This is a genomic window from Massilia putida (assembly GCF_001941825.1).
Taxonomy (GTDB): domain Bacteria; phylum Pseudomonadota; class Gammaproteobacteria; order Burkholderiales; family Burkholderiaceae_D; genus Telluria; species Telluria putida.
In genome coordinates this window covers 689,220-714,310 of sequence record NZ_CP019038.1, presented here as the reverse complement: position 1 = coordinate 714,310, position 25,091 = coordinate 689,220, and the positions used below count along the sequence as shown (strand labels likewise).

17 protein-coding genes and 2 pseudogenes are annotated in these 25,091 nt (G+C 70.6%); 9 read left to right on the top strand and 10 right to left on the bottom strand.

Annotated features, from left to right (window positions below; translation table 11 throughout):
• The first annotated feature begins 16 nt into the window (after positions 1-16).
• From BVG12_RS05625 to BVG12_RS05610, 4 genes are read left to right on the top strand one after another with little or no spacing between them, the layout of a single operon-like run.
• The gene (locus BVG12_RS05625; protein WP_075791562.1) at positions 17-1,321 is read left to right on the top strand and encodes a cytochrome c; all 1,305 of its coding nucleotides are present in this window, start codon (positions 17-19) and stop codon (positions 1,319-1,321) included.
• A complete protein-coding gene (locus tag BVG12_RS05620) occupies positions 1,318-1,794 on the top strand; it encodes a (2Fe-2S)-binding protein (RefSeq protein WP_075791561.1) in 477 nt (158 codons plus the stop codon). The genes BVG12_RS05625 and BVG12_RS05620 overlap by 4 nt, the downstream gene beginning before the upstream one ends.
• The gene (locus BVG12_RS05615; protein WP_307189105.1) at positions 1,791-3,986 is read left to right on the top strand and encodes a molybdopterin cofactor-binding domain-containing protein; all 2,196 of its coding nucleotides are present in this window, start codon (positions 1,791-1,793) and stop codon (positions 3,984-3,986) included. The genes BVG12_RS05620 and BVG12_RS05615 overlap by 4 nt, the downstream gene beginning before the upstream one ends.
• Before the next feature lie 52 nt (positions 3,987-4,038).
• Positions 4,039-4,989, top strand: a complete 951-nt coding sequence (locus tag BVG12_RS05610) for a bifunctional helix-turn-helix transcriptional regulator/GNAT family N-acetyltransferase (protein ID WP_075791559.1) — start codon at positions 4,039-4,041, stop codon at positions 4,987-4,989.
• Between the two features lie 13 nt (positions 4,990-5,002).
• Here BVG12_RS05610 and BVG12_RS05605 read toward each other — a convergent pair whose 3' ends face one another.
• From BVG12_RS05605 to BVG12_RS05590, 4 genes are all read right to left on the bottom strand, one after another.
• Positions 5,003-7,237 (bottom strand): NHL domain-containing protein, encoded by a 2,235-nt coding sequence (locus BVG12_RS05605; RefSeq protein ID WP_075791558.1) that lies wholly within the window; start codon positions 7,235-7,237, stop codon positions 5,003-5,005.
• A 91-nt stretch (positions 7,238-7,328) separates the two neighbouring features.
• Positions 7,329-8,711, bottom strand: a complete 1,383-nt coding sequence (locus tag BVG12_RS05600) for an amidohydrolase family protein (RefSeq protein ID WP_169926797.1) — start codon at positions 8,709-8,711, stop codon at positions 7,329-7,331.
• 30 nt (positions 8,712-8,741) lie between these two features.
• On the bottom strand, positions 8,742-9,530 hold the full coding sequence (locus tag BVG12_RS05595; protein WP_075791556.1) for a DUF2145 domain-containing protein: 789 nt from the start codon (positions 9,528-9,530) through the stop codon (positions 8,742-8,744).
• Positions 9,514-9,909 carry a hypothetical protein gene (locus BVG12_RS05590; protein WP_075791555.1) on the bottom strand — a complete coding sequence of 132 codons (396 nt, stop codon included), beginning with the start codon at positions 9,907-9,909 and terminating at the stop codon, positions 9,514-9,516. Before BVG12_RS05590 ends, BVG12_RS05595 begins: the two co-directional genes overlap by 17 nt.
• 226 nt (positions 9,910-10,135) lie before the next feature.
• Here BVG12_RS05590 and paoA point away from each other — a divergent pair, with 226 nt between their 5' ends.
• The 4 genes and pseudogenes from paoA (at position 10,136) to BVG12_RS05570 (ending at position 14,120) form a co-directional block, all read left to right on the top strand.
• A complete protein-coding gene (paoA, locus tag BVG12_RS05585; protein WP_156895555.1) occupies positions 10,136-10,804 on the top strand; it encodes an aldehyde dehydrogenase iron-sulfur subunit PaoA in 669 nt (222 codons plus the stop codon).
• Positions 10,801-11,127, top strand: a pseudogene (locus BVG12_RS05580) (FAD binding domain-containing protein); the annotation flags it as partial. The gene paoA and the pseudogene BVG12_RS05580, both read left to right, overlap by 4 nt.
• Positions 11,126-11,341, top strand: a pseudogene (locus BVG12_RS34955) (hypothetical protein); the annotation flags it as partial. The pseudogenes BVG12_RS05580 and BVG12_RS34955, both read left to right, overlap by 2 nt.
• Positions 11,342-11,390: 49 nt before the next feature.
• On the top strand, positions 11,391-14,120 hold the full coding sequence (locus BVG12_RS05570; RefSeq protein WP_075791554.1) for a PAS domain-containing protein: 2,730 nt from the start codon (positions 11,391-11,393) through the stop codon (positions 14,118-14,120).
• A gap of 163 nt (positions 14,121-14,283) precedes the next feature.
• Here BVG12_RS05570 and BVG12_RS05565 read toward each other — a convergent pair whose 3' ends face one another.
• Genes BVG12_RS05565 through BVG12_RS05540 form a run of 6 tightly spaced genes read right to left on the bottom strand, consistent with a single transcriptional unit; the run spans position 14,284 to position 21,367 of the window.
• Entirely contained in the window at positions 14,284-16,071 is a 1,788-nt protein-coding gene (locus tag BVG12_RS05565; protein WP_075791553.1) for an MFS transporter, read from the bottom strand.
• A 19-nt stretch (positions 16,072-16,090) separates the two neighbouring features.
• Positions 16,091-17,176 (bottom strand): N-acetylglucosamine-6-phosphate deacetylase, encoded by a 1,086-nt coding sequence (locus tag BVG12_RS05560; RefSeq protein WP_075791552.1) that lies wholly within the window; start codon positions 17,174-17,176, stop codon positions 16,091-16,093.
• Position 17,177: 1 nt separating this feature from the next.
• Positions 17,178-17,945, bottom strand: a complete 768-nt coding sequence (locus tag BVG12_RS05555; RefSeq protein ID WP_075791551.1) for a DeoR family transcriptional regulator — start codon at positions 17,943-17,945, stop codon at positions 17,178-17,180.
• Positions 17,946-17,980: 35 nt separating this feature from the next.
• Positions 17,981-19,306, bottom strand: coding sequence for a D-tagatose-bisphosphate aldolase, class II, non-catalytic subunit (locus tag BVG12_RS05550; RefSeq protein WP_075791550.1), 1,326 nt, complete (start codon positions 19,304-19,306; stop codon positions 17,981-17,983).
• A complete protein-coding gene (locus BVG12_RS05545; protein WP_075791549.1) occupies positions 19,303-20,247 on the bottom strand; it encodes an ROK family protein in 945 nt (314 codons plus the stop codon). The genes BVG12_RS05550 and BVG12_RS05545 overlap by 4 nt, the downstream gene beginning before the upstream one ends.
• Positions 20,231-21,367 carry an SIS domain-containing protein gene (locus BVG12_RS05540; protein ID WP_075791548.1) on the bottom strand — a complete coding sequence of 379 codons (1,137 nt, stop codon included), beginning with the start codon at positions 21,365-21,367 and terminating at the stop codon, positions 20,231-20,233. Before BVG12_RS05540 ends, BVG12_RS05545 begins: the two co-directional genes overlap by 17 nt.
• Positions 21,368-21,693: 326 nt before the next feature.
• Here BVG12_RS05540 and BVG12_RS05535 point away from each other — a divergent pair, with 326 nt between their 5' ends.
• The gene (locus BVG12_RS05535) at positions 21,694-25,017 is read left to right on the top strand and encodes a TIM-barrel domain-containing protein (RefSeq protein WP_075791547.1); all 3,324 of its coding nucleotides are present in this window, start codon (positions 21,694-21,696) and stop codon (positions 25,015-25,017) included.
• Positions 25,018-25,091 lie beyond the last annotated feature (74 nt).

Below are 25,091 nucleotides of genomic sequence, written 5' to 3'. Positions count from 1 at the left end.
TCATCGGGGAGTACGCATGCTCGAGCCATCCCGCCGCACGCAGGCAGGCCGCCGCCGGTTCGCCGCCGGCGCGGGCGCGCTGCTGGCTGCGTCCGCGGTGGCCGGATGCGCAACGATGTGGCGGCCGGCGCTCGAACCGCAGGCGCATGTGCCCGTGTTCGATGCCGCCACGGTCGCGAGCGGCGAACGGCTGGCGGCGCTCGGCAATTGCGCGGCCTGCCACACGGCCGATCCGGCGCGGCCCTATGCCGGCGGCGTGGGCGTTGCGACGCCGTTCGGCACCGTCTACAGCACCAACATCACGCCGGCCGCCGACACGGGCATCGGCCGCTACAGCGAGGCCGCGTTCACGCGCGCGCTGCGCGAGGGCGTGGCCCGCGACGGACACCTGCTGTATCCCGCCTTCCCGTACGACCACTACACGCGCCTGACCCAGGACGACATCCGCGCGCTGTACGCCTACTTCATGACGCGCCCGCCGCTGGACGCGCCCGCGCATCCCAACGACTTGCGGTTCCCGTTCAATTTCCGGCCTCTCGTCGGTGTCTGGAACACGCTGTACCTGAAGCGCGAACCCTGGATGCCGGACCCGCGCCGAAGCGCCGCGTGGAACCGCGGGGCCTACGTGGCGGACGCGCTGGCCCATTGCAGCGCGTGCCATTCGCCGCGCACGCGGCTGGGCGGCGAGGACCGCATGCGCTTCCTGGACGGTGGCGAGGCCGAGGACTGGTATGCGCCCTCGCTGAACGCGAACTCGCCGTCGCCGCTGCCGTGGACGCACGAACAGCTGGTCGCCTACCTGCGCACCGGGATCGCTCCGGAGCACGCCGTCGCCGGCGGTCCGATGCAGGGCGTGGTGGAGAATCTGGGCCGCGCGGATCCGGCCGACGTCGACGCGCTGGCCACCTGGCTCCACAGCTATTTGCAGCAGGCGCCGGCGCGCGCGACGAACGCGGCGCGGCCGGGCGCGTTGCCTGCGCCGGCCGCCGCCGACCCCGACCAGCTGAAGCAGGGCTACGACGTGTACGCCGGCGCCTGCGCGCGCTGCCACGAGGCCGGCCGCGCGGCCACGTCCGGCACCGCGCTGCCGCTGCAGCAGGCCGTGGCGCTGTACGATCCCGATCCGCGCAGCCTGCTGCACATCGTGCGCGACGGGATCGCGCCGCCGGGCGGCGCACCGGCGCGCTGGATGCCCGCGTTCGCTGGGATCCTGGACGACGGCCAGGCCGCGGCGCTGGCCGCCTACCTGCGCCGCTACGGTGCGGCCAGGCCGGCGTGGCCCGACCTCGAGGACAGCGTCCGGAAAGCGCGGCAGCCATGACCACCTATCGACTGCACGTCAATGGCCGCACGCATACGGTGGACACCGAGCCGGACACGCCGCTGCTGTACGTGCTGCGCGACGACCTGGGCCTGTGCGGCGCCAAGTTCGGCTGCGGCCTCGGTCAGTGCGGCGCCTGCACCGTGACGCTCGGCGGGGCTGCCGTCATGTCCTGCCTCGTGCCCGTGTCGGCCGTCGGCGGGCGCGTCGTCGGCACCGTCGAGGGCCTGGGGCGGCCGGACGCGCCGGGCGTGTTGCAGCAAGCCTTCATCGACGAGCAGGCCGCGCAATGCGGCTACTGCATCGCCGGGATGATCATGCGGGCCAGCAGCCTGCTCGCGCACACGCCGGCGCCGTCCGAAGCCGAGATCCGCCGCCACATGATGCCCAACCTGTGCCGCTGCGGCACGCATATGCGCATCCTGCGTGCCGTGCGGCGCGCGGCCGCCATGCTGGCGAAGGGCAAGCCGTGACGCGGGCCATGCCGCACAGCGTGGCGCGCCGGCGCTTCCTCGCCGCCGGCGGTTCGCTCACGCTGGCGTTCGCGTTCCGTCCCGCGTGGAGCGCGGACAAGCTGCCGGGAAGCCTGGACAAGACGCCGTGGCTGGACGCCTGGATCCGCATCGACGCCGGCAACCGCATCACGGTCTTCACCGGCAAGGCGGAACTGGGGCAGGGCATCCGCACGGCCCTGCTGCAGGTGGCGGCGGAGGAACTCGTCGTCAGCCCCGCGCGCATCGCGATGGTGACCGCCGACACGGCGCGCACGCCCAACGAGGGCTACACGGCCGGCAGCCACTCGATGCAGGACAGCGGCACGGCGCTGCGCCACGCGGCCGCGCAGGTGCGCACGATCCTGGCCGGGCTGGCCGCGCGCCGTTTCGGCACCGATGTCTCGGCCATCACCGCGGCCGACGGCGCGATGCGCGCACCGGACGGCCGCAGCGCCACCTACGGCGCACTGCTGGCCGGCCAGACCTTGCACCTGCGCGCGGACGGCCAGGCGGCGCCGCGCGATCCGGCCTCGCACACCATCTCGGGACGGAACCTGGCGCGCGTGGATATTCCGGCCAAGGTCGCCGGCGGGCCCGCCTACGTCCAGGACCTGCGCCTGCCCGGCATGGTGCATGGCCGCGTCGTGCGTCCGCCATCGCCCAGCGCGCGGCTGGACGGCGTCGACGAGGGGCCACTCACGGATCTGCCGGGCGTGTTGAAGGTGGTGCGCGACGGCCGCTTCCTGGCCGTGATTGCCGACCGCGAATACCGCGCCGTGAAGGCGGCCGCCGCGCTGGCGCAGAATGCGCGCTGGACCCTGCCGGCCGATCTGCCGGCGGACCTGACACCGGCCGATCTCGTGCGCCGCCTGCCGGCGCAGTCCACGACGATCCTCGACCGGGGGGCCGGCAGCACTGGCGGCCGGACGCTGCGCGCGGCGTATTCGCGGCCGTTCCAGCTGCACGCGTCGATCGGACCGTCGTGCGCCGTCGCGCGCCTGGACGACGGGCGCTACACGGTCTGGACCCACTCGCAAGGCGTGTACCCGCTGCGCGCGGCGCTGGCGGAAATGCTGGGCGTGGCGGAGGACGCCGTCCATTGCATCCACGTGGAGGGCGCCGGCTGCTATGGCCACAACGCGGCCGACGACGTGGCGGCCGACGCGGCGCTGCTGGCGCGCGCCTATCCCGGCCGTCCCGTGCGCGTGCAATGGATGCGCGAGGACGAACATGGCTGGGAGCCCTTCGGACCGCCGATGCTGGCCGAGGTCGAGGCCGCGCTCGATGCGGACGGGAAGATCGCGCGCTGGCGCTACGACGTCTGGAGCCCGCCGCACAATGCGCGGCCGGGCAAGGCCGGCAACCTGCTGGCGGCCACGCATCTCGCGCGGCCGTTCGCGCCGCCGCCGGCGAAGCCGATCCCGCAACCGGAGGGCGGCGGCGACCGCAATGCGATTCCCTATTATGCGCTGCCGGATGCGCACGTCGTTCACCACTTCCAGAGCGCGGCCCCGCTGCGCACGTCGGCCCTGCGCGCGCTGGGCGCGTACTGCAACGTGTTCGCCATCGAGAGCTTCATGGATGAGCTGGCGCGCGCGGACGGCACGGACCCGGTCGCGTTCCGCCTGCGCCATCTGGACGACCCGCGCGCGGCCGACGTCGTGCGCGCGGCCGCGCAGGGCTTCGGCTGGAACGCGTGGCGGCCGCGGGCCCGGCACGGGCGCGGGTTCGCGTTCGCCCGCTACAAGAACCTGGCCGCGTATTGCGCCCTGGCGGTGGAGGTCGAGGTGGCGCGCGAGACCGGCTTCGTACGCATCGTGTGCGTGCAGGCCGCAGTCGATTGCGGCGAGATCGTCAATCCGGACGGCGTGCGCAACCAGATCGAGGGCGGCATCATCCAGTCGGCCAGCTGGACCTTGCTGGAACGCGTACGGTACGACGCGCGCGACATCCTCACGCGCGACTGGGCCGGCTATCCGATCCTGCGCTTCGACCAGGTGCCCGAGCGGCTCGACGTGCGCCTGCTCGACCGGCCGGGTCAGCCTTTCCTCGGCACGGGCGAGGCGGCGCAGGGCCCTGCCGCGGCGGCGCTCGCGAATGCCATCTTCGATGCGTGCGGCTTGCGGCTGCGCGACCTGCCGCTGGACCGGGCGCGGATACGAGATCGTTGACTTAGTCAGCAATCTGGCGCACAATCCGGCGATCCTGATTGCCGGAGCGTCCATGGCTGCCCCTGTTCCCGACGACCGCGTCGCGGCCGTCCGTTCGTTCAACCGCTTTTTCACGCGCCAGATCGGCGTCCTGCGCGAAGGACTGCTGCACAGCGAATTCACGCTGACGGAAATGCGCGTGCTGTACGAGCTGGCCCACCACGGCGACCAGCAGCCGGCCGCGCTGTGCCGCAATCTCGGCCTCGACCGGGGGTACCTGAGCCGCATCGTCGCCCGGTTCGAGGGCGCGGGACTGGTCGCCAAGGTGGCGTCGGCCACGGACGGCCGGGCCAAGGTACTGCGCATGACGGCGCACGGCCGGGCCGTCTACGAACCGCTCGACCGCCGCTCGCGCGACGAAGTGGGCGACATGCTGGTGCGCTTCGACGAACGCGACCAGCTGCGCATGCTGGCGGCGATGGACACCATCCGCTCACTCCTCGACGGCCAGGCCGGCATGAAGTACGCGCAGCCGTTCGTCCTGCGTTCCCACCGCGCCGGCGACATGGACTGGATCGTGCGCCGCCACGGTGCCCTGTATGCGCAGCAGAACGGCTGGGACGATTCCTTCGAAACGCTGGTCGGCGAGATCTGTGCGGCGTTCGAGCGCGACTTCGATCCGGCCCGCGAACATTGCTGGATCGCCGAGATGGACGGCCAGCGGGTCGGCTCCATCGCGCTGGCACGCGACGGCGAAGAGGGTGTGGGGAAGCTGCGCCTGCTGCTGGTGGAGGAACGGGCGCGCGGCTACGGCCTCGGTTCGCGCCTCGTGGACGAATGCCACCGCTTCGCCCGCGCGGCCGGCTATCGCAAGATGCGCCTGTGGACCACGGACCAGCAGAAGGAAGCGCGCCGGATCTACTGCAACAAGGGCTATGCGCTGGTGGCCGAGGAGCCCGTGCACGCCTTCGGCCAGGACATGGTCAACGAGACGTGGGAGATGGACCTCGGCCCGGCTTCCTGAGCGGTCGGCGGCGCTACTGCAGGATGCGCACCAGCGCGTCCTGGCTCATCACGTACACCGTGCCGTCGGGTGCGACCGTGACGGCGTTGATGGGCGCGAGGCTGCCCGGCGTGCCCGCGCGCACGCCTTCGGTGCCCGGATTGCCCGCGATGACGCTCTCGGTGCCCGCCGGCGTGATCTTGTGCACCGAATACAGGCTTGCCCCGCTGTGCATGGCCAGGAACAGGTTGCCGGCGCGGTCGCAGGTGGCGCCGTCCACGCCCTCGGCGATGTCGTGCGCCGGCCGGACGACGGTGCGCGTGCCGTCGGGACCGATTCTCAGCACATTCGATTGGGTATCGAGGCTCCAGAACTTGCCGTCCTTGTCCGGCGCGCAGTTGCTGATGAGTTGCCCCGACATGCTGTCGGGGAGCGTGGTGACCGTGCCGTCCGGCGCGATCTTGCGCAGATAGGTCTTGACGCCCACGTCCGTCATCGAACCGGTCACGGTATCGCTGAGGTAGATGTTGCCGAGTCCGTCCACGATCAGCCGCGTCGGACTCGAGAAGGTCGCCTTCGCACCCACGCCGTCCGCGACGCCTTTCACCCCGGCCTGGCCGGCGATGAAATGGGACACGCCCGCGGCGTCGATGCGCGAGATGACGCCGTTCGACACCGCCAGCACGCTGCCGTCGATGGCCTCGCTGGCCGGGTAGTAACTGGTCGTGAGGTTCCCGAGTGGCAGGGGCAACGTGGCGACCACGCCGGCCGGGGTCACCTTGCGGATGCGGTCGATCTGGCCCACATAGACGTTGCCCTGGGCATCGGTGGCGAGGTCGTAGTGGGTGTCGTACGCGCGCGTATCGGCCAGCGAAAACCGCGCCGCCGGTCCGGTCCCGTCGACATTGCTCTGGTTGACGGCGCGTCCGGCGAAATCGGTCACGACGCCGGCCGGCGTGATGCGGCGGATGACCTGGCTGCTGTCGTCGCCCACGTACAGGTTGCCGGCGGCATCGGCCACGAGGTTGGTGTAACGGGTGCCGCTCGATCCGGACGCGGGCAGGGTGGCCACGGCCGTCACCGTGCCGTCCGGGGCGATCCGGCGGATCTTGGGCGGGTACGACCAATCCTGCACATAGGCGTTGCCGGCACCGTCAACGGTGAGGCTCAAGCCGGCCAGGTACAGCGGGCCGCCGTCCACGGTGCCGACCTTGCGGGTCGTCACGACGCCGGCCTGCGACACGCTGCGCAGTACCCCGTCGTCGATCACCGTCAGGCTGCCGTCGCGGCCGGCCGCCATGGCGCCGATCTGCCGGAATGCCGCCTGGGTGCCGGTGCCGTCCACCATGTCGCCGGCGCCGCCGCCGGCCAGGGTGACGACGCTGCCGTCCCGTGCCACCTTGCGGATCTTCTTGCGGCCGTCGTTGACGTACAGGTTGCCCGCGGCGTCCATGGCGAAGCCGTTCACGCTGGTGAACCGCGCCGTCGCCGCCGCGCCGTCCGCGCTGCCTGCCTGGTCGGCCGCGCCGGCGAACACCGCGCGCTTGCCGCCCGGCGGCGTGCGGTACACGGCCGTCGCCGGCGCCTGCGGCGCGTCGTAGAGATTGCCGGCCGGGTCGACGGCGATGGCCGCCACGTCGTGAAGCGCCGGGTCGCGCTCCACGGTCGTGAGGGCGCCCGTGGCCAGGTCGATGGCGCGCAGGCCGGACGCGAATCGGAAACCGTCCACGCCGTCGACGAGAAACAGCGCCCCCGACGGCTGGAGGGCGAGCAGGCCGTACAGCGCGACCTCGCCGTCCGTGCCGTCCAGGTTGCCGGGTCCGCCGGGCGTGCCGGCCACCAGCGCGAGGCCTTTCGGCACCGATACGTTGAGGACGGCCGCGCTGCTCGTCGTGCTGCCCCGCGCGCCGGTCGCGACGGCCGTGAACTTGCTGCCGTTGTCCGCAGGCTTCGGATTGGCCAGCGTGTAGGTCAGGCCGGTCGCGCCCGGAATATCCTTGCCGTCGCGCTGCCACTGGTAGCTCAGCGTCGTGCTGTCGGCCGCGACGGCGAACGTGACGGCCTGGCCCGCGACGACCGTCTGCGACACGGGCTGTGCCGTGATCGCCGGGCCGGCCGCGGCGGGCGGCGTCGGCGCCGACCCGCCGGTGTTGCCGGCGCCGGCGACAGGCGTGTTCCCGCCACCACCGCCGCCGCAGGCGGCCAGGGCAAACGCGAGGGTGATCAGGGCGGCGCCGCCACGCCGGCGTGGATGGGATGGTGTGAACATGGCGAGTCCTTGCATGTAACATTTGATGTGAGCAAGGATAGCAGGCGATACGTGGTCGAATATTCAACCTTTGTCACAAGGTGCGGGCAGATCACCGGGCAGGCATGCCGCTGACGCTGTCGTATTGCGCGGCAACGTTGGCGAGCAGCGCATCCAGTTCCGGCCGCGCATACCACCGGCCCGACACCATGACGCCGAGCGGCTTGCGCAAGGTGGCCAGATCGTCGAGCGGATTGCCGCTGCTGAGCAGCATGTCGGCGCGGTTGCCCGCCCGTAGCACGCCGGCCGGCTGCGTGCCGGGCACATACCTGGCAAAAAATTCGCCGGGCGTGCGCGTCGCTGCCGCCAATGCCTGCCGGCGCGTCAAGCCCGCGGCGACGAGCCGGTCGAGCGCATCGTGCACCGAGAATCCCGGCGCGAGGCCGGGAATGCTCGGCGCATCCGTGCCGACGACGAGCGGTACGCCGCCGTCGGCCAGCGCCTTTGTGAAGCGGGCCAGGAAGGCCAGGCGCGTATCCAGTTCGCCCTTGCGCCGGATGTAATCGTCGTTGCGCCAACCGAGCCGGCGGTCCGGCGACAGGTAGCGCGTCGTCGGCGCCGCAAGAAAGGCGTCGATGACCGCCGGCTTCCCCCACTGGCGGGCGATGGTCGCGTACGTATTCAGGTCCGCCGTCACGTAGGCATGCGTGGCGAGGACGCTGCGGACCATGGCCGGAATCTCGGCATCGGCAGGGGCCTGGTTCGGGTGTGCCGCGGGCGCCTGCGAAAAGGCGGTATACAGGAACTCTTCGGTATGCGCGACCAGCACCTGGCCGTCCGCGAGCTGGCGCAGGATGCCGACGCTGGTGACGCCATGGCCGACCACGGGCACGTGCCGGCGCCGGCCTTCGTCGATGAGCGCTTCGAACACGTCCTTCGACAGGTCGTTGTAGACCTTGACGAAGGCATAGCCGTTCGTCTGCGCCAAGCGGACCAGCGCCCGCGCGTCGTCGGGTGTCGTCAGCACCAGACCTCCGTAGCGCTGCGTACCGTCGACGCGCCACGCCACCACCACGTGCGGACCGGGGATGCGGCCGCTTTCGATCGCCGGCCGGATCTGTGCGACGAACTCCTGCGTGGCATCCCCCATGTTGAGCACCGTCGTCACGCCGTTCGCGAGGTACACCGCCATGTCCTGCTTCGTCGTCGAATGCGTGTGCATGTCGGCCAGTCCGGGCGACAGGTAGGCGGTGCCGCCGCCGTCGACGACGCGGGCGCCGGCAGGCACCGGGAGCGCCGTGCCGATCGCCGCGATCGTTCCGTCCTGCACGAGCACGGTCCGGTCGCGCAAGACCTCCTGGTCGTCCATCGTCACGACATTGACGTGCACGAATGCGGTGACGGATGGCGATGGCCCGCTGTCCTCGGCATGTGCGGGGGCCGCGATGTGGATGGCGACGGCGACGACGGCAAGAAAGCGGCGGAACTGAAACATGCGACGATTCTCCATGGTGGTGGACTACCTTCATTCGACGACGAGCACCCGCGCCCGCCCATCCGGCCCGCGCACGAAATCGACGACGGCCTCCGTCGACACGGTATCGATCTGCCCGGCCATGCGCCGGTCGAACGGATGGTCGTCGAACGCCACGTTGGCGCGGAACATGCGCGCGCCGAGACGCACGACGGCCGGGATCTGCACCGTCGGCACGCGGTAGCCCTGGCTTCTCAGCCACGACTGGGCCTCCGTCCGGGTCTCGACGGCGCCCGGCGGCGCGCTGGCAGCGGCCAGGGTCTCCAGCACCCATTGGTTCGAGTTCTGGTAGCGCGTCGAATACACGTAACTCAGCATATTGTAGTGCGGTTCGTGCAGCCTGCGCGCGGTGCGGCCTGCGAGCAGCGCGGCCACGCGCGACTGCACGTCCGGCCCGGGGATCACGACCTGGGCGCGGTAGCGGTACAGATCCGTGAGGAAGAAGTCGCCGACGCCGTCCGTATACAGGTCGGAGTCCGCCGTGCCGCACGTGTTCAGTTCGTGCACGACGGTCCAGCGGCCGGCCGGGTGGTCGCGCACCACGATCCCCATGTGCGAGTAGTCCAGCCCGTATCGGCTGAGGTCCTGGCCGGCGCGCGCGACGATGGCGACGGCGGCGCCGCTCGCGTCGAGGGCCGCGTACGTACGCTGGGCGAGCGCCATCGACCGGCGCACTTCGTCCACGCTCAGCGGCTCGTCGCGGCAGCCCTGGCCCGCGTGCGCGGGCAGCGCGGCGGCCAGGGCCAGCGCGGCGACGAGGTGCTCAGGACGCGCGCGCATGGTGCAGCAACGCCTGGCCGATTTCGTTCGGGATGAAGGCGATCACCTTGCCCGACAGGACGAGCGCATGGCCGGCGGACATGGCGACGACCTGCAGCACGGTGCCGGCGCCGATGGACAGGCCGCGCGCGGCCTCGCCCGACAGGCGCACGGTCGCCCGGCTGGCCTGGCCGGCGCCCTCCAGCACGACGTCGATGCCGTCGCCGACGGCGCTGACGCTGTCGACGACGACGCTGCCGGTCACGCCGACGACCGCGATCGATCCGAGCACGACGCTGCCCGTGGCTTCGCTGATGGCCTTCGACGGGGCCGACGCGTCGGCGGCGGAGGCGCTGGCGCAGGCCAGGCCGAGCAGGGTTGCAAGCAGCAGGTGTTTCATGGTGGCTCCGTGGTTGACATGTGGCGCCATCATGCACCCCGGGCCGCGCCGGGCCAATGCCGTCCCGCGGCGGGTGCGCGACGTGCGCCGTACGGTAGCGTGTTGCGATACTCGTGGCGGCCCGCGCTCGTGCGTACCGTGCACGGGTCCGCGCCGAAACAGTTTTAATATGCGCAATCTGACGACGAGGAGCGCTCGTCGACGTCGACCCACAGGAGGAAGCGCAATGATCGACTCCAGCGACATCAACCAGACCAGGCGCGAACTGCTGATCGGCGGCGCGCTGACCGCCACGGCCGCGGCGCTGCCCCCGATGGCCTGCGCGCAGGGCCCCGACACCGGCCAGGCCGCGACGACGCCCGCGCCGGTGACGGCGAACGTGGCGCTGCGCGTCAACGGCCAGCGCTACGAGATGGACCTGGACACGCGCACGACCTTGCTCGACATGCTGCGCGAGCACCTGCGCCTGACGGGCACCAAGAAGGGCTGCGACCAGGGCCAGTGCGGCGCCTGCACGGTGATCGTCGACGGCCGCCGCATCAATTCCTGCCTCAGCCTCGCCGTCATGCACGAAGGCGCCGACATCACGACCATCGAAGGCCTCGGTACGCCGGAGAAGCTGCATCCGCTGCAGGCGGCATTCGCGAAGCACGACGGCTACCAGTGCGGCTACTGCACGCCGGGCCAGACCTGTTCGGCCGTCGCGGCGCTGGACGAGATCCGGCGCGGCGTCCCGAGCCACGTGAGCGGCGACTTGACCGCGCAGCCGCTGCCGTCGGCGGCCGAGCTGCGCGAGCGCATGAGCGGGAACATTTGCCGCTGCGGGGCCTATTCCAACATCATCGACGCGATCACGGAAGTTGCCGGTACCGCCGGCAAAGGAGCGAACGCATGAAAGCGTTCACCTACCAGCGCGCCCGTACCCCGGCCGAAGCGGCGGCGGCCGCGCTCCAGCATCCGGGATCGCGCTTCATCGCCGGCGGCACGAATCTGCTGGACTTGATGAAGCTGGAGATCGAGACGCCGGCCCACCTCGTCGATGTCAACGGCCTGGGCCTCGACAAGATCGAACCATTGCCTGACGGCGGCCTGCGCGTGGGCGCCCTCGTGCGCAACACGGACCTGGCGGCCGACATGCGCGTGCGGCGGAACTACGCTGTGCTGTCGCGCGCGCTGCTCGCGGGCGCGTCGGCCCAGCTGCGCAACAAGGCGACGACCCGTCCACGCCGACATCCCGCACCAGGACGTGATCTTCCTCGAGGAGACCGACCCGATGTCGTCGCCGATGAAGGCGAAAGGGGTCGGGGAGCTGGGCATCTGCGGCGTGGCGGCGGCGGTGGCGAACGCGATCTACAACGCCACCGGCGTGCGCGTGCGCGATTATCCCGTCACGCTCGACAAACTCCTGCCGGGCATGCCCATGGTCGTATGACGCGTTAGAATGGCGGATGCGGCTTTCCGCCCGCCCTTGACTGGATATCATGAACGACTTTTCCGGCGGCGCCCACGTGGCCGGCGCCGAGCAGTGCCTGCGCGAGCGGGACTGGTCCGATTCACCCCTGGGCGCGCCGTCCGCCTGGCCGCCCGCGCTGGCCCATGCGGCGCGCTTCATGCTCGACGCCGCCGCGCCGACGTTCCTGGCCTGGGGCGATGCGTTGGGCATGCTGTACAACGATGCGTCGATTCCAGTCCTGCGCGGACGTCATCCGTCGATTTTCGGCGCCAGCCTGCACGAGTGGCCGGAAGCGTGGGCCGAACTGCAGCCCCATGTCGCGCGGGTGCTGGCGGGCGCGGCGTTCCAGGTCGAGCTGCCGGCGCACGCGCTGGCCGACGACCCGGATGCGCCGCCGTGGCTCAACCTGTCGTTCGCGCCGCTGCGCGATCTCGAGGGCGCCGTCCACGGCTTTTCCTGCGCGGTCGTCGAGACGACCCGGCAGCGCGCGACCGAGGCCGCCTTCCGCGTGTTCACCGACGCCATGCCGCAGATGGTATGGATGACGCGGCCCGACGGCTATCACGAATACTATAACCAGCGCTGGTACGACTTCACCGGCGTTGCCGTGGGCGGAACGGATGGCGTGGGCTGGAGCGAGATGCTGCATCCGGACGACCGCGTGCGCACCTGGGAGACGTGGCAGGCGTCGCTGGAGACCGGCATCCCGTACGAGATCGAATACCGGCTGCGCCACCACAGCGGCGAGTACCGCTGGCTGCTGGGACGCGCGCTGCCGGTGCGCGACGCGCACGGACGCATCGTGCGCTGGATGGGCACATGCACGGATATCCACCAGCAAAAGCGCAACGAGGAAGCCCTGCAGGACGCGCGCATGCGGCTGTCGGCGGCGCTCGCGGCGGCCGACATCGGTACGTGGACCTATGACCTCGAGCACGACCGCGTGTACGCCGACCGCAACCTGGCCGACATCTACGGCGTGGACGCGGGCGCCGCGGTCGGCGCGCCGCTGGCCGACTTCCTCGCGGCCGTGCACCCGGACGACATCGCGCGTGCCCGCTGCTGCATCGCCGAAGCCATCGGCGCCTGCAGCGGCTTCGAGTGCACCTACCGCGTGCGCGGCGCGGACGGTGCGTGGCGCCATGTGCTCGCGCGCGGCAAGGTGACGCGCGATGCGGCGGGCCGTCCCGCGTGGCTGCCGGGCGTCGTCCTCGACATCAGCCGCCAGAAGCGCGCCGAGGAAGCGCTGCGCGCGAGCGAGACGCGGTTCGTGCGCCTGGCCGAGTCGAACGTCGTCGGCATCGTGCGCTACCGCATGGACGGCTCCGTCATCGACGCCAACCAGGCCTTCCTCGACATGCTCGGCTATACCCGCGAGGAATTCGAGCGCGACGGCCTCCGTTCGAGCACGATGACGCCGCCCGAGTGGGCGGGCGCCACGGCCGGCGCGATGGATCGGCTGCGCACGACGGGGCGCATGGAAAACCTCGTCAAGGAATACTTCCGCAAGGACGGCAGCCGCGTGAGCGTCCAGATCGGCGCCGTCACGCTGGACGACCCGCCCACGGAGGGCCTTGCCGTGATGGTCGACGTCACGCCGATCAAGGAAGCGCAGCGCGTGCTGCACGAGGCCGACCGGCGCAAGGACGAATTCCTGGCGATGCTGGCGCACGAGCTGCGCAATCCGCTCGCGCCGATCACGGCGGCCGCCGATTTCCTCAAGGTCGGCCGGCCGGACGAGGACCGGGTGCGCCAGGTGACGACGATCATCGGCCGCCAGGCGCGCCACATGACGGGGCTGATCGACGACTTGCTCGACGTCTCGCGCGTCACGCGCGGCCTGATCACCCTGGAGCGCACATCCGTCGCGCTGGCGGGGGTGATCGTCGAAGCCGTCGAACAGGTGCGGCCGCAGGTCAAGGCGAAGAACCACCATCTGGAACTGCACCTGCCGTCCGACGACGCGCAGGTGGAGGGCGACCGCAAGCGGCTCGTGCAGGTGTTCGCCAACATCCTCGGCAACGCGGCCAAATATACGGCGGACGGCGGACGCATCGACCTGCATGTCCGCCTGGAGCCGGACAGCGCGGTCGTCGACGTGGTGGACAACGGCATCGGCATGACACAAGACCTGGCGGCGCGCGCGTTCGACCTGTTTTCGCAGGCCGAGCGCAGCGCCGACCGGTCGCAGGGCGGCCTGGGGATCGGGCTCGCGCTCGTGAAGAGCCTCGTGGAACTGCACGACGGCAGTGTAGCGGCGCACAGCGGCGGCCCGGGACTGGGCAGCCGCTTCACCGTCGTGTTGCCGCGCCTGCGCAGCGTGGGCGACGAGGGACTCGACGAGCCGGTGGCGACGGGGACAGCGGCGCCGGCGGAGGCGCTGGACGTGCTGATCGTGGACGACAATGTCGACGCGGCCCAGATCCTCGCCATGTACATCGAGGCGGTCGGCCACCGCGCCACGGTCTGGCACAGCCCGGGCAAGGCGCTCGCGTACGCGGCCGGCAACCGGCCCGACGTGTGCGTGCTCGACATCGGCCTGCCGGAATTCGACGGCCACGAGCTGGCGCGCCGGCTGCGCGCGCTGCCGGGCATGGCGGACGTGCCGCTGGTGGCGGTCAGCGGCTACGGCCAGGCGCACGACCGCGACCGTGCGCTGGCCGCCGGCTTCGACCGGCATTTCGTCAAGCCGGTGATGGCAGCCGACATCCTCGCGGTGCTCGATGCGCAGATCGCGCGCCGGGCGGGCGCTTCATAGGCATTACATGGTTCCCGCGCAGACGGGAACCCGAGCAGTGTTTGTATTGCGATAACGCGCGCAAATCGGCTGCCGCGCCCGCGCGGGAAGTCGTTTCCGGCAGTGCCGGGAACGACGGTTTTGCGGGACGTGGCCAATCTGCCGGATCAGGTCCGGCGCCGGTTCATTTCGTCGCCGGCCGCGCAAAAAACGCTTCGATCTCTTCCAGCGTCTTGCCGCGCGTCTCGGGCAGCAGGAAGGCCGAGGCGAGGAAGTATACGACGGTGCAGGCGGCGCCGAAGAAGAAGATCGTGGAATAGCCGTGGCGGCCGACCGTCGGCAGGAACACGGCCGCGATCGACGTCGACACGAACTGGTTGATCAACAGGGCGATGCTCATGCCGTTCGAGCGTATGCGCGTCGGCATCAGTTCCGACAACGCGAGCCACACGCACACGCCCGGCCCGACGGCGAAGCTGGCGACGAACAGGCAGATCGCCAGCGCCACGAGCCAGCCGTGGCTGGCCGTCGGCAGCGGTCCGACCTGCGCCGTCTCGACGACGAGCGGACTGCCTGCGCCCGAGGCCGGATCGGGGAACGGGTTCAGGTGCGCGCGGCGGAACGCGGCGCCGATCACGCTGTCCGGCTGGACGGTGTCGGCGCGGTTCGCGACCAGGGGCGTCAGCGCGGGATCGTCGCTGCGTATGCTGGCCACGTTCGTGAACGGACCGTACGCATAGGCGACCGTCAGCACTTGCGGCGGACCGTCCGGATCGGCGCCGAGCGCGCGCAAGGTGGGCGCATCGAGGCGTACGGACAGGCCGTCGTCGTGCGCGCGTTGCGTCACCTGCGCGAGCACGTCGCGCTGCTGGGTTTCGTTGGCGCGGAACAGCAGGCCGACCGCGAACAGCGAGACGACGATGCCCGCGGTGCCCACCATCAGCAGGAACCGGCGGCCCTTGCGGTCGACGAGCAGTACGGCGACGATCGTCATCAGGGCGTTCAGCACTTTCAGCAGCACGTCCGCCAGGTTGGCGCTGGCGCCCGACAGGCCCGCCCGGTTCAGGATGTTGACGACGTAGGCCAGCACGGAATTGATGCCCGTGGCCTGGTTGCACGCGAGGATCAGGCAGGCGAGCAGGAACGGCAGCACGTAGCGGCGCGACAGCAGCGGGTCCGCCGCGCGGGCGGCGGCGGCCTGCGGCCGCGCAATCTCGTCCAGTTCGCGCGCCGCGACGTCGGGGCTACGGGTGCGCAGCAGCACGGCGCGCGCGGCGTCGAGGCGGCCGCGCCGGGCGAGCCAGCGGGGCGATTCCGCCAGCAGCAGGGACCCCAGGGTGAAGACGACGCCCGGCGTGAGGCACATCCAGAAGATGCCCCGCCATGCGCGGTCCTTGGCCGCGAGGACGGCGGCGGCGCGGGCCGCTTCCGGGAGGGCGCTAGCGGCATCGGTCGCGGTCTGCACGCTGCGCGCCTGCACGAGGCCGATCAGCGCGGCGGCGACGAGGCCCACCGTCAGCAGCAGCTGGAACAGGGCGGCGCCCCGTCCGCGCCGGCGCGCGTCCAGGCATTCGGCCAGGTACAGGGGCACGATCACGCCGATGAGGCCTCCGCTGACGCCCTGCAGCAGGCGCCCGGCGAGCAGCGGGACATAGCCGTCGGCGAGCGCGATCAGCGGGATGCTGGCGACGAACAGGGCGCCCGAGATCACCATTGCGGGGCGCCGCCCGACGATGTCGGCGAGCAGCCCGGCGAACAGCGACGACAGCACGGAGCCGAGCAGCACGGCGGCCACGACGAACGACAGCTGCTGGGCATTCAGCTTCCACGCCAGCGCGGCCGTCGATTCCAGGTACGGCAGGGCGCCGGCGATGATGCCGACGTCGATCCCGTACAGCAGCCCGCCCATGCCGGCAATGAACAGCAGGTAGCGGGTGGACCAGGCGGGGGATCGTGGTAGGGCTGCTGTCATGTCGTCTCCTTGCGATTTTTTATAGGACTATCGGTTCGCCTTCGACGTACACCGCGCTCGGACGCAGTTCCGCATCCAGCACGACGAGGTCGGCCCAGGCGCCGGGTGTGATGCGGCCGCGTTCCCGCTCGCCGAGGTAGTTGGCGGGATACTGCGACAGGCGGCGCGACGCGTCGGCCACGGACAGCCCGATGGCGACGAAGTTGCGCAGCGCCTGGTCCATCGTGAGGGCGCTGCCCGCGAGCGACCCCGTGGCGAGGCGCACGCACCCGAGGCATTTGTAGACGCGCTGGCTGCCGAGGGCATATTCGCCGTCCGGCATGCCGGTGGCGGCCGTCGCATCCGTGACGCCGTACAGTTTCGGGATGGCGCGCAGCGCCGCATGGATCGCGCCCGGCGCCACGTGTTCGAGATCGGGGATGATCTCGGCGTATTCGGCGTGGGCGAGGGCGGCGCCCGCGATGCCGGGTGCGCGGTGGGCAAAGCCGCTCATGCCGTTGAACAGGTGCGTGAAGCCCGCCGCGCCGGCGTTCAGCGCCACCACGCCGTCGTCGTACGTGCCGGCGCTGTGGCCCAGTTGCACGCGGATGCCGAGCGCCGCCAGTTGCGGGATCAGGTCCAGGTGGCCCGGGATTTCCGGCGCCAGCGTCAGCACGCGCACCGGAGCAAGCAGCTGCCAGGCGCGCACGAGGTCCAGGCTCGCGGGCAGCGTCTCGGGCGGCTGGGCCCCCAGCTTGTGCGGGCTGATGAACGGCCCTTCTAGGTGCACGCCCAGCATGCGCGCGGCGCCTTGCGGCCGTTCGGCGATGCACGGCGCCAGTCCCGCCAGGGCACGCTCGATGGCGTCCGGATGCGCCGTCATCGTCGTGCCCAGCATGCTCGTCGTGCCGTGGCGGGCGTGCGCCCGCGCCACCTTGGCGCCGGCGCCGCCACCCTGCATGATGTCGACGCCGGCCGCGCCGTGCACGTGCAGGTCGACGAAGCCGGGCACGATCAGCGGGCCGGCCGCGGCGGCGGGATCGGCCTCGATGGCCTCGATGCGCCGGCCGAACGTCAGGCGTCCGGCGATCCAGCCGTCGGGTGCGAGGATCCGGCCGGCGAGCATGTCAATCCGCGACGAGGACTTCGACGCCCAGCTTTTGCAGGCCCTCGCGGTACTCGGGGCTGATGCCGGCGTCGGTGATGACGGTGTGGACGCGGTCGAGCTGCGCGATGCGGTGCAGGCTCACGCGGCCGAACTTGGACGCGTCGGTCAGCACGATGATGCGCTTGGCCCGCTCGACCATCTTGCGGTTCAGACTCGCTTCGGCCTCGTTGTGCGTCGTCACGCCGAACTGCAGGTCCAGGCCGTCGACGCCGAGGAACAGCTTGTCGAAGTTGTAGACCTGCAGGCAGGCCTCGGCCTGGCTGCCCTGGAACGACAGCGACTGCTTACGCAGCAGGCCGCCCGTGAGGATCAGGTCCACGCCCGGCGAATCCGCGAGTTCCCACGCGATGTTGAGGCCATTCGTCGCCACCGTCACGTCCTGCGCGTCGCGCAGATGGCGCGCCAGCGAGATCGTCGTCGTGCCCGAGTCGATGACGATGTTGTCGCCCGGTTCGACGAGCGATGCGGCGAACGCGCCGATGCGCTCCTTCTCTTCGTGATGCAGCGCGTCCTTCTGGCGGATGCTCTGTTCCGGCGGCGGCGTGCGCACGAGGACCGCGCCGCCATGACTGCGCGTGACCAGGCCCTGGCTCTCCAGCGCGGACAGGTCGCTGCGGATGGTGACGGCGGAGACGCCGAGTTGGTCGACCAAGTCGGTCACCTGGACCGAACCCTGGCGGGCGAGCGTTTGCAGGATCGTTTCGCGGCGTTGGCTGGTGTTTCGCATGGTCGAGCGGTGCGGTCGGTCGGAAAAGGCCGAGCTTAACAGATCGCGGCCGCGTTGCCGACCGGTTCCGCCGTGTTGCGCGAACAAGCCCTTGTATACTGAGACAGCAGGCGCGCGATCTTGTGTTCCACGAGCGAGCGCGGCTTCGGCTCGAGCTTGCCGTCCACGACGTCCGCATACTGGTCCGGCAGGTGCTGGCTGAGTAAAGGCAGCGGAATCGCGACGGCTTCCAGGTTCGCATACAGCCGTTCCAGCGCGGCCGCCACGGGCGGCTCGCCCCAGTAATAGCGGCACCGGTCGCTCAAGGCATAGCGGCGCAGCAGGCGCTGTTCGTCGCTGCTGCCGCGGTAATGGCGGCGCCAGTGGTCGGGCTTCGCGAGCATCACGTCGTCCAGCACCCGCATCAGGTGCGACGCCTGGGTTGCCGGGACCAGCTCGTCCTCGATCTGGCACAGCGCGAGCAGCGCCTCGCGCAGGGCGAACGTGGCGGCCGGGCCGACTTTCAGGATCGCGAAGTGATCGCGCACCATCTCGTGCAGGGCCGCTTCGCGCTGGTAGTCCGTGGAATGCGCTTCGAACACGAGGCCCGGGTGGCCGGCGATGAAGGCGGACAGCGCGGCGGCGCGAGGGGCGTCGTAATGGAGGATGCGGCTCGTGTCGAAGTCGACGCCGGGCTGCACGACCATCGCCACGACGCGGCGCCACGCGGCATGCAGGCCCGCGCCGAGGAAGGCGCGGCAATGCACGTCCAGCGTGCGCTGCGCGGCGGCGGGCGACGTGGGGGCGCCTGCGTCTTCCAGTGCGGCCTCGCCGCCGGGCACCGGCACCTCGGTCCCGATCACATACACGGGCGGCGGCAAGCCGGCTGCATACGCCGCATCCTCGGCCACGCGGGCGAGACGCGCCGAACGCTCGGCCACGATCTCGTCCGGCAGCACGGGCGGGTCGTCGGCGCAGCGCATGCTGCAATCGAGGTGGATCTTGTGGAAGCCGGCGCCGGCATACGCGGCGACCAGCGTCTCCGCGTGCGCCATCGCGGTGGCCGCGTCCAGGTGTTGCCACGCGTTGGGGCCGAGATGGTCGCCGCCCAGCACGAGGCGCTCCACCGGGAAGCCGAGTTCGCGCGCCAGGTGCAGGACGTAGTCGCGGTAGACGGCCGGCGTCATGCCCGTGTAGCCGCCGGACTGGTCGACCTGGTTGGACGTCGCTTCCACCAGCAGGAGGCTGCCGTGGGCTAGCGCCACGCGCATGGCGGCGCGCAGCACGGCCGGGTGGCTGCAGCAGATGCTGGCCAGGCCGACGCGTTCGCCGCGCCGGTGCGCCTGGATCACTTGCTGGATCGGAGAAGGTTGCGTGTTCATGGATGCGGGATCGTGTCGAGTTGCTGGCGCAGCAGCAACGCCGCGCCGCGGGCGCCCCCTGCGTCGCCGAAGCGCGGAGGCAGGATAGCGGGCGCCTGGACGCCGCGCAGCAGGTGGCGCTGGACGGCTTCCGGCAGACGCTCGTACAGGTGCGGAAGATTCGACAGGCCGCCGCCCAGCACGATCGCGTGCGGATCGAAGGCGAGGACGATGTTCGCCAGCGCATGGCCGAGCAGGTCCAGGTGGACGGCCAGCGTGCGCGCCGCGAGGACGTCGCCGGCGTTCGCGCGGGCGGCCAGCGCGATCGGCTCGGCGGCGTCGCCGCCGAAGTGGCGGTGCAGCGCGCTCATGCCGGGGCCGGACACATAGCGCTCCGTGCAGCCGACCTTGCCGCACGGGCAGTCGATCAGCGGCAGGGCGTGGCGCGCGAGCAGCGCCGCGGGCAGGGACCAGTGGCCCCATTCGCCGGCGATGCCGTTCAGGCCCCGCATCAACTTGCCGTCCGCGCAATAGCCGCCGCCGGCGCCGGTGCCGAGGATGGCGCCGAACATGGTCGGCAAGCCGTCCGCCGCGCCGCCGGCCGCTTCGCACAGCGCGAAACACTGGCAGTCGTTACCGATGACGAGCGGGCGTTCGAGCGTGTGCTGCAGCAGCCGGTGCGCCTGGCGCCCGTTCAATGCCGGCACGTTGGTGCTGAGCTGGCGACCCGTGAACGTGTCCGTGATGCCCGGCAGGCCAATGCCCACGGGCGCGCGCGCGCCGAGGGCGGCATCGGCGTTGCGCACGAGCGTATGGATGGCCTGGGAAAACGCGACGATGTCCTGGCCGGGCGTGGCCACGCGCTCGCGGTGCACTTCGCACATGGCGGCGTCGAACGAGACGATCTCGATCTTCGTGCCGCCGATGTCGATGCCGTGGCAGCCGTCAGGCAGCGTGGTCATAGATGGTCACTCCCTGGACGACGCGGTTCACGGTGCCGCTGGCGAACGGATTGTCGGGCCGCAGCTGCAAGCGGATCGATTGCTGCAGCGCGTATTGCTGGGCCATCAGGAGCCACAGCGGGGCGAGCCACGCGTCGGACCATGCCGGCGCATCGGCGGCGAAGTCGCCGCCGGCACCCACCGTCAGCACGTCGGCGGCGATGCCGTCGCGGCGCAGTTCGTCCAGCAGATCGTTGTCGTAGCGGCGCGCCAGCGGCTTGCTGCTGGCGAACACGATCACTTGCGAGGTCTCGTCCAGCACGGATTTGGGGCCGTGGCGGAAGCCCAGCGGCGATTCGGCCAGGGCCAGGATGCGGCCGCCCGTCAGTTCCAGGATCTTCAGCGCGGCTTCTTTCGCCAGCGCTTCGAGCGGCCCACTGCCCAGGTAGACGACGCGCTGCGCGGGCCGCTGCGCGAGCCGCGCCACCGGCGCGGACCAGTCGGCGAGGGCCCGTTCGCCCAGTTGCGCAAGGCGAGCCAGCCGTGCGGCGGGCTCGAGCTGGCGGCCGAGCACGGACAAGGCGGCCAGCAGCATGCTGGTGAAGCTGCTGGTCATCGCGAAGCCGCGGTCGCAGCTTGCGGGCGGCATCAGCAGCACGCAGGCCGCGGGATCGCCGGCGGCCTGCGTCGCCAGGCTGCCGGCCGCGTTGCAGGTGATATGGAGGAAGCGCGCGCCCGGCACGACCTGGCGCACGAGGTTGACGGCAGCGAGGCTCTCCGGGCTGTCGCCGCTGCGGGCGAACGACACGAGCAGCGTCGGCGCGGCCGGGTCGAGATAGAGTTCGTGGTGCGTGAGCAGGCTGGTGGTGGCGAGCGCGCGCACGTCGGCGGCGCAGCCCGCGTTCAGTTCGGCCGCGGCGATCTCGCCCACGTAGGCCGAGCTGCCGGCGCCCGTCAGGATCACGCGCTGGCGCGGATCGTCGAGGCACGCGCCCAGGAAGTCCGCGACGCGCGCGCCCTCGCTGGCCAGCACGCCGCCAAGGGCGCGCCAGACGGCGGGCTGGTGGACGATTTCCTCCGCGGTGGCCAGGCCGCCGAGGTCGCGCCAGGATTGCGCATCGCGTTCGAGTAAGGTGGTCATCGTGGTGTTCGAAAGGTTCGGGTAGGTCAAGATTAGAGAATATTTTTCGAAATGTCAAACACGAAAGTTAAAACGAAAGCACAACCGCAGGCATGCCGCCATTTTTCCAGACAACGATGGAGAGGGGCGGCGAAATCCGCGGTGCGTGTGCAAATTTCGCCACACATCGAAAGTTAATGGCGTGCGCAAAATGGCAAACGAAAGAATATGACGCCCGAGGTAGGTCTTTCGCGGTGGTTTTCGATCGTTTCGTCGACTTTTTGTTGACCTTGCTTGTTTTTGTTTCTACAGTAAGCGAAACAAAAACGTAATTTTCGATCGCTACCATGACAAAGAGACCTTTTCGTTTTCGTCCCGTCGCCGCCGCCCTGGCCCTGACCTGGATGTGTGCCGCAGTCCCTGCCGGCGCCGCGCCGCTGGGCCAGTTGCGCTCCATCAGTGCCGCCGCGGACGGCCACACCTGGGATATCGTGACCGACCGCGGCGCCCACGTGCAAATCGGCCTGCCGCGTCCCGACGTGCTGCACATCCTGGCCGGCCCCACCGCGCAGCTGACGGGGCCGGGCGACAAGGCCGCGCCCATCGTCGTCGGCACGCCGGACAGCGCCGTCTACAAGCTGGAGGAGCAGCCCGACCATATCCTGTTGAAGACGGCGGCCCTGGCGCTGCGCATCGACCGCAAGCCGCTGCGCTTCACGCTGTACCGCGCGGGAGAGGCGGCGCCGCTGTGGCGCGAACTGCAGCCGCTGGACATCGAGGCGAAGCAGGCCGTCCAGGTGCTGTCGACAGATGCGGCCGAGCGTTTCTACGGCGGCGGCCAGCAGAACGGGCGCTATGAATTCAAGGGGCGCGAACTGGCGGTGTCGTATTCGGGCGGCTGGGAAGAGGGCGACCGTCCGAACCCGGCGCCGTTCCTCCTCAGTTCCAAGGGCTGGGCCATGCTGCGCAACACGTGGTCGGACGGGAGCTACGACCTGCGCGGCGACGATCAGATCGCGCTGCAGCATGCGGAAGGTCGCTTCGACGCCTATTATTTCGTCGCGCCGGACATGCGCGGCGCGCTGGCCCGTTACACCGAATGGACGGGCCGCGCGCGCCTGCTGCCCCGCTGGGCGCTGGAATTCGGCGACGCCGACTGCTACAACGACGGCGACAACGTCAAGAAGCCGGGCACGGTGCCGCCGGGATGGAGCGACGGCCCGACCGGCAAGACGCCGGACGTCGCCACCACCGTGGCGAAGCGCTACCGCGAGCACGACATGCCCGGCGGCTGGATCCTGCCGAACGACGGCTACGGCTGCGGCTACACCAATTTGCCGGAGACGGTGAAGGGCCTGGCGGGCTACGGCTTCCGCACGGGGCTGTGGACGGAAAACGGCGTCGACAAGATCGCGTGGGAAGTCGGCCAGGCCGGCACCCGCGTGCAAAAGCTGGACGTCGCGTGGACGGGCAAGGGCTATCAGTTCTCGCTCGATGCGAACAAGGCCGCGTACGATGGCATCCTGAAAAATTCCGACAGCCGTCCCTTCATCTGGACCGTGATGGGCTGGGCCGGCACGCAGCGCTACGCCGTCACGTGGACGGGCGACCAGAGCGCCAGCTGGGACTATATCCGCTGGCACGTGCCGACCCTCATCGGATCCGGCCTGTCCGGCCAGGCGTATGCCACGGGCGACGTCGACGGCATCTTCGGCGGCAGTCCGGAGACCTACACCCGCGACCTGCAGTGGAAGAGTTTCACGCCCGTGCTGATGGGGATGTCCGGCTGGTCGGCGGCGGAGCGCAAGCATCCGTGGTGGTTCGACGAACCTTACCGCGACATCAACCGCCGCTACCTGAAACTCAAGCTGCGCCTTACGCCGTACATGTACACGCTGGCGCGCGAGGCCGAAGACAGCGGCGCGCCGCTCGTGCGCGGCCTGATGTGGGACTATCCGCGCGATCCGTCCGCGTGGACCGAGAAATATAAATACCAGTTCCTGCTGGGCCGCGACCTGCTCGTGGCGCCCGTGTACCGCAGCCAGGCGGCGAGCGGCGGCTGGCGCAAGGGCATCCACCTGCCTCAGGGCACGTGGTTCGACTACTGGGACGGCCACCAGGCCACGGCCGGCGCGGACGGACGCGACGTCGACCTGCAGGTCGCGCTGGACAAGCTGCCGGTGTTCGTGCGGGCCGGCGCGATCCTGCCGATGTATCCGGAAGTGCTGTACGACGGCCAGAAGCCGAAGGACCGCGTGACGTTCGACGTGTATCCCGTCAGCGGCGAGTCCGGCTTCACGCTGTACGAGGACGACGGCAACACGCGCCGTTATCAACAGGGCGAGTCGAGCCGCCAGACGATCCGCATGACGGCGAGCGGTGGCGATGCGATCGTCGATATCGGTGCGGTAGACGGCATCTATGGCGGCCAGTTGGACAAGCGGGCCTACAGCCTGCGCATGCTGACCGCGAAGGCGCCGGATGCGGTACAGGCCGATGGCCGCGCGCTGCCGGTCCGCGCCAGTCTGGCGGCGCTTGACGCCAGCGACGACGGCTGGTTCTTCGACACCGCCGACCGGCGCGGCACGCTGCACGTGAAGACGGCCGCGCGTGACATCCGTACGCCGTTGCGGATCGCCGTGCTGGGCGGGCTGGCGGCGCGGGCGGACGACGCCTTCCCGGCCGCGCCGGAGACCGGTCGGGCAATTCCGGCTGACGCCATCGTCGTCGTCAACCGTCCGGCGGAAGAGCCGGGCCAGGGCCTGGAGCGCGCGTTCGATGGCAAGCCGGATACGTGGTTTCGCACCGTGCGCAGCCAGGCCGTGCGCAGCGGTCCGCATGAATGGGTTCTGGGGTTCGCGGAGCGCCGGCTGGTCGACGGCATCGAGATCGCGCCGCGCAACGACCAGCACTGGAAGAGCGGCCAGGTGCGCGATTACGAAGTCTATGTCGGCGACACCAACGGCGACTGGGGCCAGCCGGTGGCGCGCGGCCGGCTGCAACTGATGCAGGGCACGCAGACGATCACCTTCCCGGCCACGGCCGGCCGCCTGCTGCGCTTCCGCGTACTGAGCGTGCATAACCCCGACGGCGACGGCGCCAGCGCGCTCGATCCCATGGTGACGGCCGCGCAAGGACCGGCGCCGGCAAAGGCTTACGACGCGGCGCTGCCGGCCGATGTCCCGCCGATCACGGTGTCGGAATTCCACGTGCTCGAACACCGCATCGCCGAAGGTCCCGAGAAACAGGTCTATCTGTCCGATCTCGCGCTGCCCAAGTCGGCGGCGCGCGACAAGCCGGCCGGCAAGGCGGCCGAGATGCGCATGAACGGCCTCAGGTTCCGCAAGGGCGTCGGCGTCGGTCCGGCCAGCCGCATCGACCTGGCGCTCGGCGGCGACTGGGATCTGCTGCGTGCCGACCTTGGCGTCGACGACAGTTGCCGGGGCAACGGCGGCCTGCAGTTCCAGGTGTGGAGCGGCACCAGGCTGCTGTACGACAGCGGGCTCGTGACGCCGCCCGCCGTCGTGAAGCCCGAGATCGACGTGCGCGGCCTGCGCGAACTGAGCCTGCGCACGCTGGGGGCGCGCGGCGCGAGTCCGGGCAAGGTCTGCGCCAACTGGGCCAATGCGCGCCTGACGGGCAGTCCAGGGGCCACCGCCGCGCCGCGCTGACCGCGCCACCCATACCCATCACAACAAGGAAGCACGGCCCCTGTCCCGAACAGGGAGGGACTGCTGCATCCGTC